The 17,229-nt window shown below is 33.2% G+C and carries 15 protein-coding genes and 3 tRNA genes; 7 read left to right on the top strand and 11 right to left on the bottom strand.

The window, feature by feature from the left end; all coding sequences use genetic code 11:
* Positions 1 to 82: 82 nt before the first annotated feature.
* The 3 genes from ACW9JY_RS04030 to ACW9JY_RS04020 all read left to right on the top strand — a co-directional run bounded on the left by ACW9JY_RS04030 (position 83) and on the right by ACW9JY_RS04020 (position 3,513).
* The gene (locus tag ACW9JY_RS04030; RefSeq protein WP_457283481.1) at positions 83 to 883 is read left to right on the top strand and encodes a nitrilase-related carbon-nitrogen hydrolase; all 801 of its coding nucleotides are present in this window, start codon (positions 83 to 85) and stop codon (positions 881 to 883) included.
* Positions 884 to 1,075: 192 nt separating this feature from the next.
* The gene (dnaK, locus tag ACW9JY_RS04025; RefSeq protein ID WP_457283480.1) at positions 1,076 to 2,878 is read left to right on the top strand and encodes a molecular chaperone DnaK; all 1,803 of its coding nucleotides are present in this window, start codon (positions 1,076 to 1,078) and stop codon (positions 2,876 to 2,878) included.
* Between the two features lie 152 nt (positions 2,879 to 3,030).
* Positions 3,031 to 3,513 (top strand): GNAT family N-acetyltransferase, encoded by a 483-nt coding sequence (locus tag ACW9JY_RS04020; protein ID WP_457283479.1) that lies wholly within the window; start codon positions 3,031 to 3,033, stop codon positions 3,511 to 3,513.
* Positions 3,514 to 3,590: 77 nt separating this feature from the next.
* Here the strand turns inward: ACW9JY_RS04020 and ACW9JY_RS04015 are convergent.
* From ACW9JY_RS04015 to ACW9JY_RS03965, 11 genes are all read right to left on the bottom strand, one after another.
* Positions 3,591 to 3,666: transfer RNA gene (locus tag ACW9JY_RS04015), tRNA-Phe, on the bottom strand.
* 11 nt (positions 3,667 to 3,677) lie between these two features.
* Positions 3,678 to 3,752 (bottom strand) — tRNA-Val (locus ACW9JY_RS04010).
* Positions 3,753 to 3,764: 12 nt separating this feature from the next.
* A tRNA-Glu gene (locus tag ACW9JY_RS04005) sits at positions 3,765 to 3,840 on the bottom strand.
* Between the two features lie 44 nt (positions 3,841 to 3,884).
* Positions 3,885 to 5,234: a UDP-N-acetylmuramate--L-alanine ligase gene (murC, locus tag ACW9JY_RS04000; protein ID WP_457283478.1), complete on the bottom strand. Its 1,350-nt coding sequence runs from the start codon at positions 5,232 to 5,234 to the stop codon at positions 3,885 to 3,887.
* A 165-nt stretch (positions 5,235 to 5,399) separates the two neighbouring features.
* Positions 5,400 to 6,446: a UDP-N-acetylglucosamine--N-acetylmuramyl-(pentapeptide) pyrophosphoryl-undecaprenol N-acetylglucosamine transferase gene (locus ACW9JY_RS03995; RefSeq protein ID WP_457283477.1), complete on the bottom strand. Its 1,047-nt coding sequence runs from the start codon at positions 6,444 to 6,446 to the stop codon at positions 5,400 to 5,402.
* The gene (locus ACW9JY_RS03990; protein ID WP_103077282.1) at positions 6,433 to 7,536 is read right to left on the bottom strand and encodes an FtsW/RodA/SpoVE family cell cycle protein; all 1,104 of its coding nucleotides are present in this window, start codon (positions 7,534 to 7,536) and stop codon (positions 6,433 to 6,435) included. Before ACW9JY_RS03990 ends, ACW9JY_RS03995 begins: the two co-directional genes overlap by 14 nt.
* A gap of 85 nt (positions 7,537 to 7,621) precedes the next feature.
* Entirely contained in the window at positions 7,622 to 9,274 is a 1,653-nt protein-coding gene (gene argS / locus ACW9JY_RS03985) for an arginine--tRNA ligase (protein ID WP_457283476.1), read from the bottom strand.
* 102 nt (positions 9,275 to 9,376) lie between these two features.
* Positions 9,377 to 10,057: an amino acid ABC transporter permease gene (locus ACW9JY_RS03980; protein WP_457283475.1), complete on the bottom strand. Its 681-nt coding sequence runs from the start codon at positions 10,055 to 10,057 to the stop codon at positions 9,377 to 9,379.
* Positions 10,054 to 10,821, bottom strand: coding sequence for an amino acid ABC transporter ATP-binding protein (locus tag ACW9JY_RS03975; RefSeq protein WP_457283474.1), 768 nt, complete (start codon positions 10,819 to 10,821; stop codon positions 10,054 to 10,056). The genes ACW9JY_RS03980 and ACW9JY_RS03975 overlap by 4 nt, the downstream gene beginning before the upstream one ends.
* A 3-nt stretch (positions 10,822 to 10,824) precedes the next feature.
* Positions 10,825 to 11,496 (bottom strand): amino acid ABC transporter permease, encoded by a 672-nt coding sequence (locus tag ACW9JY_RS03970; protein ID WP_103077284.1) that lies wholly within the window; start codon positions 11,494 to 11,496, stop codon positions 10,825 to 10,827.
* 70 nt (positions 11,497 to 11,566) lie between these two features.
* A complete protein-coding gene (locus ACW9JY_RS03965; protein ID WP_103077285.1) occupies positions 11,567 to 12,298 on the bottom strand; it encodes a basic amino acid ABC transporter substrate-binding protein in 732 nt (243 codons plus the stop codon).
* 451 nt (positions 12,299 to 12,749) lie between these two features.
* On the opposite strand from ACW9JY_RS03965, the gene ACW9JY_RS03960 reads away from it, so the two are divergent.
* From ACW9JY_RS03960 to ACW9JY_RS03945, 4 genes are all read left to right on the top strand, one after another.
* Positions 12,750 to 13,709, top strand: a complete 960-nt coding sequence (locus ACW9JY_RS03960) for an asparagine synthetase A (RefSeq protein WP_457283473.1) — start codon at positions 12,750 to 12,752, stop codon at positions 13,707 to 13,709.
* 115 nt (positions 13,710 to 13,824) lie between these two features.
* Positions 13,825 to 15,294: a hypothetical protein gene (locus ACW9JY_RS03955; RefSeq protein ID WP_457283472.1), complete on the top strand. Its 1,470-nt coding sequence runs from the start codon at positions 13,825 to 13,827 to the stop codon at positions 15,292 to 15,294.
* A gap of 117 nt (positions 15,295 to 15,411) precedes the next feature.
* Positions 15,412 to 16,425, top strand: a complete 1,014-nt coding sequence (locus ACW9JY_RS03950) for a glycosyltransferase family 2 protein (RefSeq protein ID WP_103077833.1) — start codon at positions 15,412 to 15,414, stop codon at positions 16,423 to 16,425.
* 28 nt (positions 16,426 to 16,453) lie between these two features.
* A complete protein-coding gene (locus ACW9JY_RS03945; protein ID WP_457283471.1) occupies positions 16,454 to 17,200 on the top strand; it encodes a glycosyltransferase family 4 protein in 747 nt (248 codons plus the stop codon).
* Positions 17,201 to 17,229 lie beyond the last annotated feature (29 nt).

Here is a 17,229-nt window from a genome sequence, read left to right as displayed (position 1 = left end):
TGTGGGGCAAAGGGGCGCGCTAAAACATATCTTAAAGTTTCTAATGGCAATATTAAATAAATATTTTATAGGAGGTTAAAAAATGTTTAAAGTCAGCGTAGTTCAATTCAAACCAGAACTATTTGAGATCAAGAAAAATGTAGACAAGGTAATGAAGATCATCGAAGGGGTAGATAGCGATTTTATAGTATTTCCAGAATTAGCTTTTTCCGGTTACGCTTTTTCTTCCAAAAAAGAAGTAGAAGAAACTTATGAATCACCTTTAGAGGAAAATGGATACGCCTTTAATATCTTCAAGGAATTTTCTAAAGATACTGGTATAAGTGTAGTATATGGTTTTAACGAGAAATATGAAGATAAGTATTATAATTCATCAATTTTGATCAATAGTGATGGGACATTTAAAATATACAGAAAGACTCACTTGTTTTTCAGAGAGAAATTATTTTTTACCCCTGGGGACACTGGTTTTTGGGTGGAAAATGTTAACGGGATAAATGTGGGAGTTGCCATCTGTTTTGATTGGTACTTTCCAGAATCCTTTAGAACATTAGCTTTATTAGGTGCAGATTTAATCTTGCATCCAGCAAATTTAGTCTTACCATATTGTCAGGAAGCCAACAAAATTAGATCTTTAGAAAACAAGATCTATATTGCCACATCGAATATTTGGGGAACCCAGAGCAACGGTGAAATACAGTATTCTTTCACGGGAAAAAGTCAAGTCTCATCACCTGATGGGGAGGTGCTTTTTAGATTACCGGAGCAAGGAGATTACATTCATACAGTAGAAATTGATGAAAAAAGATCTCAAAATAAAAGTATCAATGAATACAACGATCTCTTCAAGGATCGAAAACCAAAATATTATTTTCACTCTTAGATTAAGAGTGATATAATATTTGGTTGCTTTTAAATTTAGATTACTTATAAGTATTTTATCATAGATATTATATGTATTCTCTTAACTGAATAAATCACTTGAAAAAAAAGAGTGTTTGAATTATAATAGTATTAGAGTCAAATAACATATACACATGTAGAAATAAAAAAGTTTTAGTAAGGGGGTATTTTCATGAGTGCAAAAGAATATGTTGTAGGTATAGACTTAGGTACCACTAATTCAGCTATTGCTTGGGTAAAACCAGATGGTAACCCTGAAGTAATACCCAATGCGGAAGGTAAAAGGACCACGCCTTCTATTGTTTCTTTTAGTAAAGATGGTCAGATATTAGTAGGTGAACCAGCTAAAAGGCAAGTTATTTTAAATTCAGACAGAACTGTTCGCTCCATAAAAAGGTACATGGGAAGTGACTATACAGTAAAAATCGATGATAAGGTGTATACACCTCAACAGATAAGTGCTTTTATACTTAAAAAGCTGGTTAAAGATGCAGAAGAATATTTAGGAGGAAAGATCAAAAAGGCTGTTATTACTGTTCCTGCTTATTTTAACGATGCTCAAAGGCAAGCAACAAAAGAAGCGGGTGAAATTGCAGGATTGGAGGTTCTAAGAATAATAAACGAACCAACAGCGGCATCCATAGCTTTTGGTCTTGATCGATCAAAAGAAGAAAGAAAAATAGTTGTATATGATCTTGGTGGTGGAACGTTTGATGTTTCCATTTTAGATATAGGTGAAGATATCATTGAGGTTATCGCTACTTCAGGGAACAATCATTTAGGTGGGGACGATTTTGATCAAAGAATAATCGACTGGTTAGCTGATGAATTTATGAAAGAGTACAAGGTTGACTTAAGAAAAGATAAGCAAGCACTTCAAAGATTGAAAGAAGCAGCTGAATCTGCGAAGATAGAATTATCAAGTAAATTGGAAACGGATATAAATTTACCTTTCATCACGGTTGTCGACGGTCAACCTGTTCACTTAGAAAAGAAACTAACAAGAACTAAATTAGAAGAACTCATTGGAGACCTAATAGAATCGACAAGAGGCCCCATTGAGAATGCAATGCGGGATGCTAAACTTTCTCCACAAGATATAAGTGATGTACTACTTGTAGGTGGTTCAACGAGGATACCCGCCGTCCAAAAATTGGTTAAAAATTATTTTGGGAAAGATCCTGCAAAGAATGTTAACCCAGATGAAGCAGTCGCAATTGGAGCAAGTGTTCAAGCTTCTATAATGGTTGGAGAGACTGAAAGAGATCTAGTTTTAGTTGATGTTACTCCTTTATCTTTAGGTGTAGAAGTTAAAGGAGGTTTAATGGAAGTTATTATACCAAGAAATAACAAAATTCCTGTGAAAAAATCGAAAGTTTTTACAACGTCTGTTGATGGACAAACAGAGGTTGAAGTAAGAATTTATCAAGGTGAAAGGCCTTTAGCAAGAGACAATTTCTTCTTAGGGAGTTTTAAGTTGACAGGAATTCCCCCGGCACCAAGAGGGGTTCCTCAAATAGAAGTTACTTTTGATATTGACTCTAATGGAATAGTAAGCGTATCAGCTAAGGATTTAGGGACTCAGAAACAGCAGTCTATGGTAGTAACCGGAAGACACAAGCTCGACAAAGAACAAATAGATAGAATGATGAAAGAAGCTAGAGAGTACGAAGAACAAGATAAAAAGGTAAAAGAAAAGATTGAGCTGAGGAACCAAGCAGATGATTTAATCTATCAAACAGAGAAATTGTTACGTGAAAACGGAGATAAAATACCTGATGATTTAAAGTCGAATATAGAAGAAAAAACAAAAGAATTAAAGCAAGCTTTAGAGGAAGATAACGTTGGTAAAATTAAGATAGTCAAAGATGAGTTACAACAAGAGATTATAAAAGTAGGACAATATATTTATCAAAACCAAAACCCAGAAGCGACTACGGGAACAACCAACCCTGGAAACAACCCAGAAAATTAGAAATTTAGGAGGCTTTTAATGCCTCCTAAATTTTTTTGAACCAAACTTTGAATAACCCTACATCTATTAGTCGTATAAAACACATTCACATTTCTCCACATTTTGTAGATAAGCGTAAATGTGGTATAATATATTTTGGAGGTGGTTGCAAAGTGCAGAAAACCTTTAATTACGATTCATTCAACTTATCTTTGAAAGAACTGAACTCAAAGGAAGATCTATTAGATGACGATTTTGAGTTCACCAAGTTAGAAATAGCAGAGTTCTTAGAAGAAAATTTGGGAAAGTATGGAGATCCAAAAGAAGATATCATTAGTTCTATTGATTACGCCTTTTCCGAGGAGAAAGGAAAAGGAGGATTTGTTTTGGTGCTTCATAATGATGATAGCATCGTAGGAGCTGTTGTTATTAACGATACGGGTATGGAAGGATATATCCCTGAGCATGTGCTGGTGTACATAGCTGTTGATAAAGATTGTAGAGGTAAAGGGATCGGTAGTAACCTTTTGAAAGAAACAATTAGCAGATGCGACGGGGATATATCCTTGCATGTGGAATACGGCAACCCGGCTAGAAGATTGTACGAAAAAGTTGGCTTCGAATCCAAATATGCTGAGATGAGATATAAATCATAATATTCAATACCATGCAAAAAAAGGCAACCAAAATGGTTGCCTTTTTAATATTACTAGCGTTAAGCTAAAAACTAGTATGGTGGGCAGGGACAGAATCGAACTGCCGACACACGGATTTTCAGTCCGTTGCTCTACCGACTGAGCTACCTGCCCATCCTTAAACTTGGTGGGCGCTGCAGGATTTGAACCTGCGACCTTCTGCTTGTAAGGCAGACGCTCTCCCACTGAGCTAAACACCCTAGTTTATGTTATGGCGCCCCCAACCAGATTCGAACTGGTGCCTTTGGCGTGAAAGGCCAATGTCCTTGACCGCTAGACGATGGGGGCAATATCTCAAACCTGAAATATATTATCATAAAAATTATGAGATGTCAAGGTTTTTTTTTGTTTTTTGATAATTTTTTTGCTATCTCTGTTATGTCTCCTGCACCAACAAAGAGTAATACAGCATTTTTTTCTTGTAAAAGGTCTGATATGATTTCATCTTCCGAATTATAATATTTGGAAAAAGTAGCTTGTGAATTAAGAGCTTCTACAACCTTTTTTTCATCCACTCCGTTTATGGGTTCTTCAAAGGCTGAATATATTCTGTAGACTAATACTTCATCTGAATATTTTAGGACATCAATAAAGTCGTTTATGTGGAAGTAAAGACGGGTGTACCTGTGTGGTTGAAATATGGTTATTATTTTTCTTTTTGGGAAATACTCTTTCGTTGCCTTTATAGTTTCTAAGATTTCGTCAGGTGTATGGGCATAATCGTCTATTATTGATAGATTATCTTTATCGTAAAGTATATTGAATCTTCTTCCAACCGAATTATATCTAAGAAAAGTTTCTTTTATTGTGTTAAATTCAATGCCGAATTCTAAAGAAAGTGCGGTTGAAGCTAGTGCATCATAAGCGTAGTGTAATCCTGGAAGATTTAAAGTAATATCTCCAATGTATGTATTTTTGTGATAAAGCTCAAAAAGTTGATACCCGTTATATTGACGTCTGTTTTTTATAGTATAATCTGCCTTTTCACATTGCCCAAAGTATAAGACTTTCTTTACGTTCAGATGCCATTTGGTGAGATGGTTATCGTCTCCATTTAATAAAATAAGTTCTGTAGTGTTGTTTGCAAATTTATAAAGAGAACTTTCCAATTTATCAAATTCATTATCGTAGTGTTCTAAGTGGTCAGGTCTTAGATTGTTTATGATAGAAAAGTCCGTTTCTGTTTCTTCTATAAAGCCATCACTTTCGTCGACTTCCGCTATTACTATTCCATTTCCATATCTAAAGTTGCCATCTTCTAATGAATCATGTATTCCACCTAAAAAAACTGTCGGATCTTTACCAGCGTTTTTGAATATTTGAGAAACCATAGCAGTTGTGGTAGTTTTTCCATCTGTTCCAGTTATGCCTATTGAGGTATGTTTTTGTAATATTGAATTGAGTAGTTGCATTCTGTTCAGAATAGTTATCTTTCTTTTTTTGGCTTCCATGAGTTCTGGATTAGTATCTTTTATCGCTGTAGATTTAATAAAAAAATCGATATCAGGAAGATCAGAATCCTGATTTAATTTGACTTTTATTCCTTTTTTTATTAAGTATTCTACTCTTTCGTTCATTTCGTTGTTCGATCCAATCACGTTTTTTATTCCATACTTATAAGCTGTGTATAAGGCTAGGGAACTCATACCGATACCACCTATCCCGGAGAAGTAATACTTCATAGATACCTCCTTTTGAGAATACAAATATTGACTTTAGAAACTCTAAAACCTTGTGTTAGCGCCACTTAACCCGACGTTAAGGGGTAAACCCCTTAAGATCCCCAAATTCAAGGTCAAAATCATTTAAAAAAATGGTTTGCACAGTGACGCAAACGCACCCCGCACTCATAAGATATTATTAACAATACTTTCTGTGGCTCTATTTATCTTAGGTGTGTATATATATTCTTCATTTTTTGGTTGGATACAATTTAAAAAGTTGATCAGTCGATCAATTTCCACATTTTCTTCATCGAAGACTGCAACCTTTCCCTTCTTTTGAAGAGAGAGAGCATTTTTTAATTGGTGATTTTCTGCTGCACCTTTCCATGGGATCAAAATAGCAGAGAGATCATAAAACTGAATTTCGGCGAGTGTTGTTGCTCCTGCCCTTGATATCACTCCATCGGAGATAGCCATTAATTCATATAAATTTTCTAAATATTCAAAAGTAAAAACGTTAGGAAATTGTTTGAATTTTTCTGGGTTTTTCGTTATGTGTATATAATTGTTAATTTTTTCTTTTTCGTATACTTTGAGCATTAATTCATCTATTTCGTTTGAACCTAGGCTTCCGCCAAAGACTAATATACATCTTTTATTTAGATCATTTATTCCAAAATTAAGCAAGTAAGACCGTGGTATTTCGTTTTCAGGCGTTCTTACAGGATTGCCTGTAAGAATAAACTTGTCGTTCGTCTTGGTTTGCTCGTAACTTACAAAAACTTTTTTTGCCCATCTAGATAGTACTTTATTGGATATTCCAAGTGTTGAATTTTGTTCATGAAGATAAAAAGGAATATTTTGTTTTTTTAAAGCTAAACCAACGGGAACAGTTACGTACCCACCTGTTAGAAATCCAAATACAGGTTTGAATTCTTTTATTATTTTTTCAACTTTATGTGTATCCTTCAGAACTTCAAAGGCTCTATTTATATTTTTAAAGTTGTATAAAGGCCTTTCTAGACCTTTGGTATTTAAAGGAATTAACTTTGCTTTTGGAAAGTCGGTAGGCAACTTTTTTTCTTCAATTCTTCCTTTTGTAGTAAAATATATTACCTCTAACTTATTATAATATTTATTTAAATATTTTAAAACAGATAGAGCAGGGTAATAATGTCCTCCTGTACCTCCTCCCGAAAAAACAACTTTTAATTCTTTATTCTTCCCCATCTGTGCTTGTCAACTCCGAATTATGATATATTAATCCTAGTCCCCACCCTATAGATGTTAATGTAACTATCATAGAAGAATTTCCATAGCTTACCATTGGAAGCGTTACCCCTGTAACTGGCATCCATGGTACTCCCAATCCGACCAACGTGTTTATGACAACTTGAATGAAGATCCAAGAAGCTGTAGCTCCACAGAATATGAAAGTACCGTGATCTTTGGTAAGATAAGCTAGATACACAAGTTCATGAGATAGAAAAAAGAATAGAGTTAGAACCATCACTATCCCTAATTTTCCCCATTCTTCTCCTATAACAGATATGATAAAATCACTGTAAGATTCGGGAACATAGTATTTAAATTCACCGGCAAAAGGTCCTGTACCAATCAGCCCACCATTTGTAATGGCATCTCTCGAACGTTGACTCTGAAAATCGTCGGAACTTGTCAATCTTGAAATTTGGTAGGTCTGGAGAAGATTATCCTTAAAGATAAAAAGAACAGAGACGATAATCAAGGTAAAAATAATGAAGAACAACATAACCTTTTTATCTCTTATTCCCAAAAACATCGTTATTAAGGTTAACATTGTAATTATAAGGGAAGAACTGAGATCTGGTTCCAAAAAGATTAAGAATATGCTAAAACCACATACTAAAAGAGGGAAAATTACATTTATTAGTAGATTCTTTTTATTAAGTATTTGAGTGTAATAAAAAGCTAAGAAAGCAGGAATAATGAGTTTTGCAAGTTCTGATGGTTGAAATTGGAAAGGACCAATGTTCATCCATCTTTTCACACCTGCGATAGGTTGAGTGAATAAAACGATAATTAAAATGAGATTTAAAAATACAAAAAGAGCAATCATAATGTGCTTGTTTTTTGTAAACATATCACTGAACATAAAAGCAATTATCGCACCTAAAAAGCCGAGAATTAAGGCGATTATATATGTTTGAAATTTTTGATCTGGGTTTATCTCTTTGATGTCACTGATTGCAAAGAGAGAACTGTAGATGAATAGAACACCTACGAATAGAGTAATACCTAATATTATTAAGTAAAAGATGAAATTTCGTTTTATTACCATACGTTGGGGGCAAGCCCCTAACCCCCCCTCTCAAATTCAAATTTCAAGATTTTGTTTGGAAGCATCACCAAACCCCAAGTTCCTTTCACATGCTTTCAGGAGCATTTACACCCAAAATAGATAAACCTCTTGCTATGACAATTTTTGTTGCGTGACAGAGATTCAACCTCCCTTGAATAAGTTCATAATTTTCTGCATTGAGAACAGAGAGGTTGTTGTAAAAATGATGAAATCGTGAGGCCACTCTTTCTAAATATTGAGTGAGCAAGTTAGGTTTGTTTTGAATTACAGCTTTAGTTAATACGTTGGGAAATAAGGATAACTCTCTCATTAATAATTTTTCTTCGGCTTCTTTTAGATATTCTAAACCTAAAAATAATTCGTAGTCTATTCCTCTTTTTTGAGCTTCTTTAAATATGCTGCATATTCTTGCATGAGCATATTGAACGTAGTAAACAGGGTTTTCATTAGATTTTTTTATAGCCAAATCAATATCAAAGTTCAATGTTGTATCAGGATCAACCATAGCAAAGAAGTACCTAACAGCATCTTTTCCAACATTTTGTATAAGATCGTCAAGAGTGAAGAATTCCCCACTTCTTGTTGACATCTTTATAATTTCTTTTCCTTTTTTTACATTTACAAATTGGTGTAAAATTATTTTTAAAAAATCTTCTGGTAATCCTAATGCTTTTACAGAAGCCATCATTCTAGGTATGTGGCCATGATGGTCAGAACCCATTATATCAATCACAGTATCGAAACCCCGTAAGTACTTGTAATAATGGTAAGCAATGTCATCACAAAAGTATGTTGGCATCGAATCTTTAGACCTTATCAATACTTTGTCGTTTTCATCTATCAAGTCTGATACTTTAAACCATAACGCATCATCTTTTTCATACACGTAACCTTTAGCTTTTAAATCGTTCAAGGTCTTTTCAACCATTTTATTTTTAAATAATAATTGTTCACTGAAGATTACATCGAAGTTTACATTTATCTTTCCAAGCGTTTCCAACATATTTTTTAGCATATCTTCCAGGACTTCTTTTCTGAATATGTCCTCAGCTTCTTCATCCCATTTGTCTTTAAACTTTTCTCCATATTTGTTCAATACTTTTTTTGCCGTATCGACAAGATACTCTCCCCTGTAACCATCTTCGGGTATTTCATATTTTGAACCAAGAATTTCGTTGTATCTTACCCACAGTGAGAAGGAGAGAAGTTTTATTTGTCTGCCTGCATCGTTTAAATACATTTCTCTTTGAACAACGTATCCAGCTTGTTCATACATATTTGCTAAAACGTCTCCCATAACAGCTTGTCGGCCATGGGCGACGGTAATTGGACCAGTTGGATTAATGCTTGCAAATTCAAACTGTATATTTGTACCCTTCCCTATGTCAAATCTCCCGTAGGTTTTTGGATTGCTTAAAATTTTAGAACATATCCTTTGATATATTTGGGGAGAAACAAAAAAATTTAAAAACCCATTTACATTATCTACTTTTTCAAAAAAAGAAGATTTATCTAATTCGTCCCTTAAAATTTGGGCAATTTCTTGAGGTGATTTTCTCAACCTTTTTGTTAATAAGAATGCTACGTTGGACGAAAAATCTCCTAAATCATCTTTTGGAGGAGTTTCAATAGTAAAATTGAGTTCGATGTCAGAAACACCTATATTTGACAAGGTTATATTGATTTGTTTCTTTATTAGTTCGATTATTTCCATCATTTATTTATTTCCTCCTGTTTTTTCGTATATTACCGGCTTTAGTAACTCTAAAATTGCTTTAACGACCATTCGCTTTACAATCACTTAGCTTTTATTACATTTCTAAATTTGATTTCTAGCATAAGTGAGGGTCCCTGGAATCTTCATTTTCTTTTCAATAAATCTGAATATTTCTCCAAAAATTGTGACTAACACAAAATATATGATAGCAGCGAAAAGGTAAACTTGAAAGAATTCAAAGTTACGACTCGCTACAAACTTAGCTTGAGCCATTATTTCTGGCGCTCCAACAATATAAGAGAGAGAGGAGTACTTCAATAGGTATATAAATTCATTTGTCCACGAAGGGATAAACCTTCTTAATGCTTGGGGTAATATGATCAATCTAATAGCTTGCCATTTTTTCATTCCTATAGATAAAGAGGCTTGCATTTGACCTGAACTTATCGATTGAATGGCACCTCTTAGGTATTCAGCCTGATAAGCGGCAGAATTTAAAGAAAAAGCCATTATTGAGGCTAATATTGGAGAAAGCCTAATTCCAATAACAGGTAAACTATAATAAAGAATGAAAAGTTGAACAAGTAATGGGGTACCCCTTATTATTTCGATAAAAACATAGCTTATATAATAGAATAATTTATTTCCATACGTTTTAGAAGCTGCTAGTAAAACGCCCAAAAAGAATCCTATAATTACAGAAATTAAAGTTAAAAAAAGTGTAACCCATATACCTTCTACCATATAAACCCAGGAACTTTCGACAATTTCAAAAAAGCTCATGTGTTTTCTTCCTTTCCGTACAACTGCGATAATTTATTTAAAAACTCCTTAGTTCTATCTTTTTGAGGATTTTTGAACATCGATTCTGGGGGACCTTTTTCAACGATCACACCATTTTCCATAAATATAATCTCATCAGCAACAGCCCTTGCAAAACCCATTTCGTGAGTAACACACACCATAGTCATCCCACTTTTTGCAAGATTTATCATAACGTTCAGAACCTCTCCTATCAGCTCTGGATCTAAAGCGGAGGTTGGCTCATCAAACAGGATCAATTTGGGATTCATAGCCAAAGTTCTAGCAATCGCGACCCTTTGTTTTTGTCCACCCGAAAGTTGGGCAGGATAGAGTTCTGATTTATCCTTCAGTCCAACCCGTTCTAATTCTTTTAATGCAATTTCAGTAGCTTGCGATTTTTCAATCTTTTTCACTTTAGTCAACCCGATTTTAACGTTGTCAAGCACAGTTAAGTGATCAAATAGGTTAAAATGTTGAAATACAAAGCCTATTTTTTGTCTAATTTTGTGAATATTCTTCGAGGATAATATTTCTTCTCCTTCCAGATATATTCTTCCGGAATCAGGTTCTACAAGCCTATTTATGCACATTAAAAGGGTGCTCTTCCCCGTTCCACTTGGACCTATTATTACCTTTGTTTCACCCTTTTTAACTTCCAATGTTATCCCTTTGAGTATTTCTGTTTCATTATAACTTTTATGAAGATCTTCCACTTTTAATATTGTATCTTTTTCTTTTTTCATTAATCAAACGCTCCTTGTTTCATATCCTGGTATTGCAAGCTTTTTTTCGATCCTACCTAATCCTCTACTTATACTAAAAGTTAGGATAAAATATATAACCCCGCAAATTAGATAAACTATCAAAGGTCTGTTGGTCACAGAGATAATATAAGTACCTTGCCTTAGTAGTTCTACGACACCTAAGGCATAAGCTAAAGATGTATCTTTTAAAACCACCGCTGCTTCATTGGTCCATCCTGATAATGCGATTCTTATTGCCTGAGGGAAGATAATATAGAAAAAAGTCTGAATTTTGTTCATCCCGATGGAGTAAGCAGCATCGAGCTGTCCTTTTGGTATGGATAAAATTGCGCCTCTTAAAATTTGCGATTGATATGCCGAACTTCTCAAACCCAAACCAAGTATTGAGGCGATTAAAGGATCCAATCTTATTCCTATAGCAGGTAAACCGTAAAAAATCAAAAAAAGTATGACTAACAAAGGAATACTTCTAAATACTCGTTCGTAGATTAGAAAAATAAATTGTACAAGTTTATTACCATACAATTGACCGAAAGAAATTATAACCCCCATAACAAATCCTATTATCAAACTAAAAAGGGTTAATTCCAACGTTACAAGAGTTCCTTTTAGTAAATAGGGAAAAGAATTGATAATAACTTGAATGTCTTCCAAATATAATCCTTCTTTCTTAATATAAGGGGGGTAAACCCCCCTTGTTTTTTACTTTAAAGATTTACAAGCATCACTTAAAATATTTTCCGATAAGTTCATCCATCTTTCCTGATTCTTGTAACTTTGTTATACCTTCGTTTAACATATTCAATAAATCTTCATTGCCTGGTGCAACGGCCATACCATAATTTTCATTAGTCTTAATGATTCCTACAATTTCTACCGGATCTGTCTTGGTGAATCTTTCAGCTACAGGATTATCTAGTACTATCGCATCGATATTTTTGTTAACTAAGTCACGAACAGCAAAGTTGAATGTATCGTATCTTGTAAGGTTAGCTTTTGGCAAGTAACCCGTGTCAATAAGATTTTCAGTCACCCAAAGATCCCCGGTAGTACCTGTCTGAACTCCGATTTTTGGTTCCGTAAAAAGGATACTTAGATTTGTGCCTTCTCCTTTTCTTACCATAATACTCTGATCGGCGCTATAATATGGGATTGTAAAGTCCACTACTTTCTCTCTTTCTTCTGTTATTGTCATTCCAGCAGCAATAATGTCAATATTTCCAGTCATTAAAGAAGGTATGAGAGAGTCAAAGCTAATGTCTCTTATTTCAACATCGAATCCGTACATTTTTCCAATTTCCTTTATTAAATCAATATCAAAACCAACAAATTCACCACCTTCTACGTACTCAAAAGGTGGGAAAGATGCTTCTGTACCGACAACATAAGTAACTGAAAAAGCTGAAAACACAAAAGAAATCAAAATCATAGAAATCAAAAAAGCCTTTTTCACCATGTTGATACACCTCCTATCGTCTTATTTACTTTTTTACTTAGTCATAAAACATCAGAATCTTTGCAACTAATTTGTAACTATCCAACAGGCTCTCGCCGTATCAATCTATTTAAAGAATGATTGTTTGAACATATTATAACATAATATATGTTTGAATGAAAGAGCCCATTTTTAATTTGACAAATATTTTTTTTTATAGTATAATTAATCAAATTTGAAAATTTATAAAGATAGTAAGAAAAATTGATTTAGGAGAAAATGGTTATGAAAATATCAAAAATGCTATCAGTTTCTAAAAAAGTAAATAATAATAACAACAAACAGCGTCGGTGATTACGCTGTGCATTGTTGTTTTGGAAATTGCCGACGCAGAAAAAACAGCGTCGGTTTTTTTATTTTTATTTTAAAAGACGATATAACGTCTTTAAAAAACACTACAGGAGGGAAAATTATGGCAGAAGTAGAGAAAAAAGATAGAAGAGTGGATTCTGTTGAGTTAGTAAAAATTTATTTGGAAGACGAGACTTACAGTGACGCACTTTTGGTTCAATCTGAAATACTGAGATTATCGAGAGAATTTCTTTCAGAAAAGGGTTTTGTTGAAATTCTTCCGGTGATCGTTTCAACAATCACCGATCCTTTAAATCACGACGTTTTTGATGCTCAAATAGATTATTATGGTAACAAATATTATGTTACTAAATCCATGATTTTGCAAAAGCAAGTTAGCGTTCTGGTTCATGATAAAATATTTTCATTTTCACCAAATTTAAGGTTGGAAACAGCGGAAAAATATTCTTCTGGTAGACACTTGATTGATTTTGTTCAACTGGATATAGAGGCTAAAGAAATGAAAAGAGAAGAGATTATGGATTTGATGGAAGATTTAATAATTTATGTATTAAAAGGTATATTGACGAAATATTCTGGTATAATAGAAAAGTATCACCCAAATTTGAGAGTTCCTACTAAGCCTTTTCAAAAAATAAGTGTAAAAAAAGCAAAAGAACTTTACGGTGATGATTATGAAAAAATTTTATCTGAGCGAGCTGAAGGACCTGTGTGGTTGATAGATATGCCACTTTTAGAGAGAGAGTTTTATGATAAACAAGATATTGATAATCCAGAAGTTTTGTTAGATTTTGATCTAATATATCCTGAAGGTCATGGTGAAGGCATATCTGGTGGTGAAAGAGAGCATGAGTATGAGCAAATAGTTAAAAGAATCAAATTGAAGGGTAATGGTCTAGAAAGCTATGAAGATTATTTGAAATTAGCAAAAGAAGGGTTATTAAAACATTCTGCAGGTTGTGGTATAGGTATAGAAAGGTTCACTAAATACATATTAGATTTGGATCATGTTGAAAAAACTAGGTTGTTCGCCAAAGCTCCTGGAAAGTATACCATTTAGTTGTATTAACAAAAAAGGTCTAAAATGTTTATTATTGCAGAGCAAGAGACGTTCATCGAGGATCGTCTCTGCTTTCCTTTTTAAGGAAATTAATTTTTTTTACTGGAGGTATCTAATGAATATAAAAAGGGCTATTATTTCAGTTTACGACAAAACTAATTTAGAGGATTTAGCTAGTTTTTTATTTCGCAATGGTGTCGAAATTATATGTACAGAAGGGACAAATAAATATCTTCAAGAAAAAGGAATTCCTACTGTAAAGATGGCTGATTATATTGGATTTCCTGAAATTCTAGGTAGGCGTGTTAAAAGTATAGATCCAAAATTAGCTGGAGGTATTTTAGCCAAGTCTAACAATAAACAGCATGAAGAAGATATGATTAATTATAATATTAAAAAAATTGATATGGTTGTGGGTAATTTTCCTACCTTTGAGGAAATTGCAAAAAAAACAAAGAATGAGGAAACACTTTTAGAAAATATAGATATTGGAGGCTATTCTCTTCTTAGGGCGGCTGCAAAAAATTATAAAGATGTTGTGGCATTGGTAGATCCAAAAGATTATCAAATAGTTATTGACAATTTAGAGGATTGTGGTGATGTTCCTTTACAATTAAGAAGAAAGTTGGCATTGAAAGTTTTCTTTTCTACATCTAAGTACGATGCCAGCATTCATAAAATCTTTTCTGAACTATTTGCAGCCGAGAAGTTTGACCATGAATTTTTTGAAATATTGGGAAACTTAAGGTATGGCTCTAATCCAATGCAAGAAGCGATTTTAATGAAATTTTTGGGAAAGGATACTTTCATCGATTATCTAGAAAATTTAACTTTTCATAAAAAGCCTACATTGAGGATATTAAAAGACATAAAATTACTTTTTCATTTGGCGAGTTTTACAAACAATGAGTTTTTGGGTTTTGCAAAGAAAGGAATTTTCGTATTTGGATATTCTTCTCCCACTGAAGAAGAGAAAAAACAATTTGTTAGAATTATTAAAGAACTAAAAGGCGGGGTTGTTTATAGTGACGATCCAAATATAATTACTGAGTTGAAAGATTCAAAACATGACGGAGTAATGACTTCTTATAATCTTGAACAAAGAGAAGAAATAATTTCCTTTAAACCGATGGTTTTTAAGGTTAATAAAAAAGTTTTGGAACAAGAAGAAGAATATATCGTGGATGGTGATTTGGTCGTAAAGCAAAATTTTCAAGAGATTGCTTTGAATTTATCTCCTTCAGAACAATTGGGCTTCGAGATCGCTAAGATTCATAAATCTGATACCTCTGTGTATGTAAAAAATAATCTCATTTGTTGTGGTAATCAGTCTTGTTTGAACAGAGAAATCGCATTAAATGCCCTTGAAAATACTTTGGAAAGATTTGAAGTACTTCTGAAGGAAGGAACAATTATATTTGATTCTCCTATTAATTCTGAGAAAATTACTGATGCAATATTAAATTGGCAGGTTGAAAAGGTAATTGTTCCTCCAACCTTACCGGGATACGAAAAGTATATAAAGATTTTAGAGGAAAATGGCGTTACTTTGTTGGTAACACAGAGAAGGTATCATAGATATTAATGTTCATTAAGGGGAAGCATTAAGGGGCAAGCCCCTTAAGATCCCCAAATTCAAATTCAAAGTCAAAATCATTCAAAAACGTAGTTTGCACAGTACGCAAACAAGGAGTGATACCAAATTTCTTTACCTTTAGTCTCAGTAATATTAGTTTGTAGAAATGAAGAAAAAACGATCGAAAATGTGTTAAATTCTTTAATCAATCAGACAAGAAAGCCGGATGAGATAATTGTCGTTGATGGTCAGTCGACGGATAATACCGTTAGTATAATAGAGAAACTCGCTGAAAAGAGTAATAATATAAAAATCATTACGAATAAAAAAAAATATACCCCTTACGGTTTAAATTTAGGGATCAAAAATAGTAAGGGGGATTTTGTTTTTATAGCTGGTTCCCATACGGAATTTGATAAAAAATATTTGGAATCTTGTGTGAAGTTTTTGATGAAACACCCAGAAGCGGGCGCAGTTGGAGGAGTGTCTTTGGCGACCCCCGTTAATGCTAAAAGTTGTTTACAAAAATCGATGGCTTTCTCGTTTTCTTCCCCCTTTGGTACAGCATCCAGGCATAGATATCAAGTGAAAGAGCCACGAGAAGTTGATACCGTTGCATATGCATGTTATAGAAGAGAAGTTTTTGATAAGGTTGGATATTTTAATGATAAACTTTTAAGAAATCAAGATATTGAATTTAATTATAGAATGAGAAAAAAGGGTTTAAAAATCTTTTTATTGCCAATTACAAATAAATATTATGTTCCAAATGGATTGTTGGATTTTATGAAAAAGAATTTTTCAAACGGTTTTTGGAATTACATAACTCTAAAAATATCTCCTTATGGGATTTCCCTTAGACATTTCATTCCTCTTATTTTCGTAGTGTATCTTTTTTGCTTATTCTTATTTTTGGTTCTATCAAAAAATACTGCTTTTAATATTATTTTAGCGATTCCTTTTTTCATATATTTGTTATTAGACACATTATTTTCATTAAAATATGCTATAAAAGAGAAAAATATTTTATTGTTATTTTGTAGTTTTTTTATGTTTTTACTTTTGCATATTTCATATGGTTTAGGAACATTTTGGAGTATAATAAAATCAATCCGTTTTACAAAGATCGGGAAAACATAAATTTTGAAAAATTGTGGGTGAATGCAATTTGTTAGTCATAAAATGTATAAGCTCTTTTGTCTTATCAATTATTTTAGTTCCCATTATGATAAGAGTTGCAAAAAAATACAATATTGTTGATAGGCCTGACAATAAGTTGAAAGTTCATAAGGCTCCCATTCCTTATTTGGGTGGTGTTGCTATTTTTCTTTCAATCTTACCCTTTTATTACAATGATATTGGTTTTATAATTCCTGCCAGTATTTTAACTTTTATTGGGCTTTACGATGATATTAAGAGCGTTTCTCCTTATGTTAGATTATTTGCAGAGTTTGTTGTAGTCTCAATGGCAATATATTTTGTTGGAGGAATTATACAACCTTTTCATTTTTTTATTTTGGTATTAACAGGAATTGCTCTAGTTAACGGAGTGAATATGGTTGATGGAATGGATGGAGTTTGTGCTGGAACGGCAATAGTAAGTCTGTTATTCTTTTCGTTGATATCCAAAAATTACGAACTGTTAATCTTTGCTTTTGCCATTTTTGGATTTCTATTATACAATTTACCACCAGCTAAAATTTTTCTTGGCGATGCGGGTTCTTATCTTTTGGGTTTTATTTTGTTTTATTCCTTTTCTTTTCTATCCGGGAGATCTGGTAGAGGAGGTTACTTCATCTCATTAATTATCACTGGGTTTTATTTCACGGATTTGGCTTATGCTGTGATAAGACGTTTACTTAGTAAAAATACTGTCTTTAGAAACTCTAAAACACGTATTGTAACTAACTTTTAATACCTTCAATATTGTACTTTTACCTCCTC

This window comes from Petrotoga sp. DB-2 (assembly GCF_054051725.1).
The sequence above is the reverse complement of the archived record's forward strand: the minus strand, read 5'-3'. Positions and strand labels throughout refer to the sequence as shown.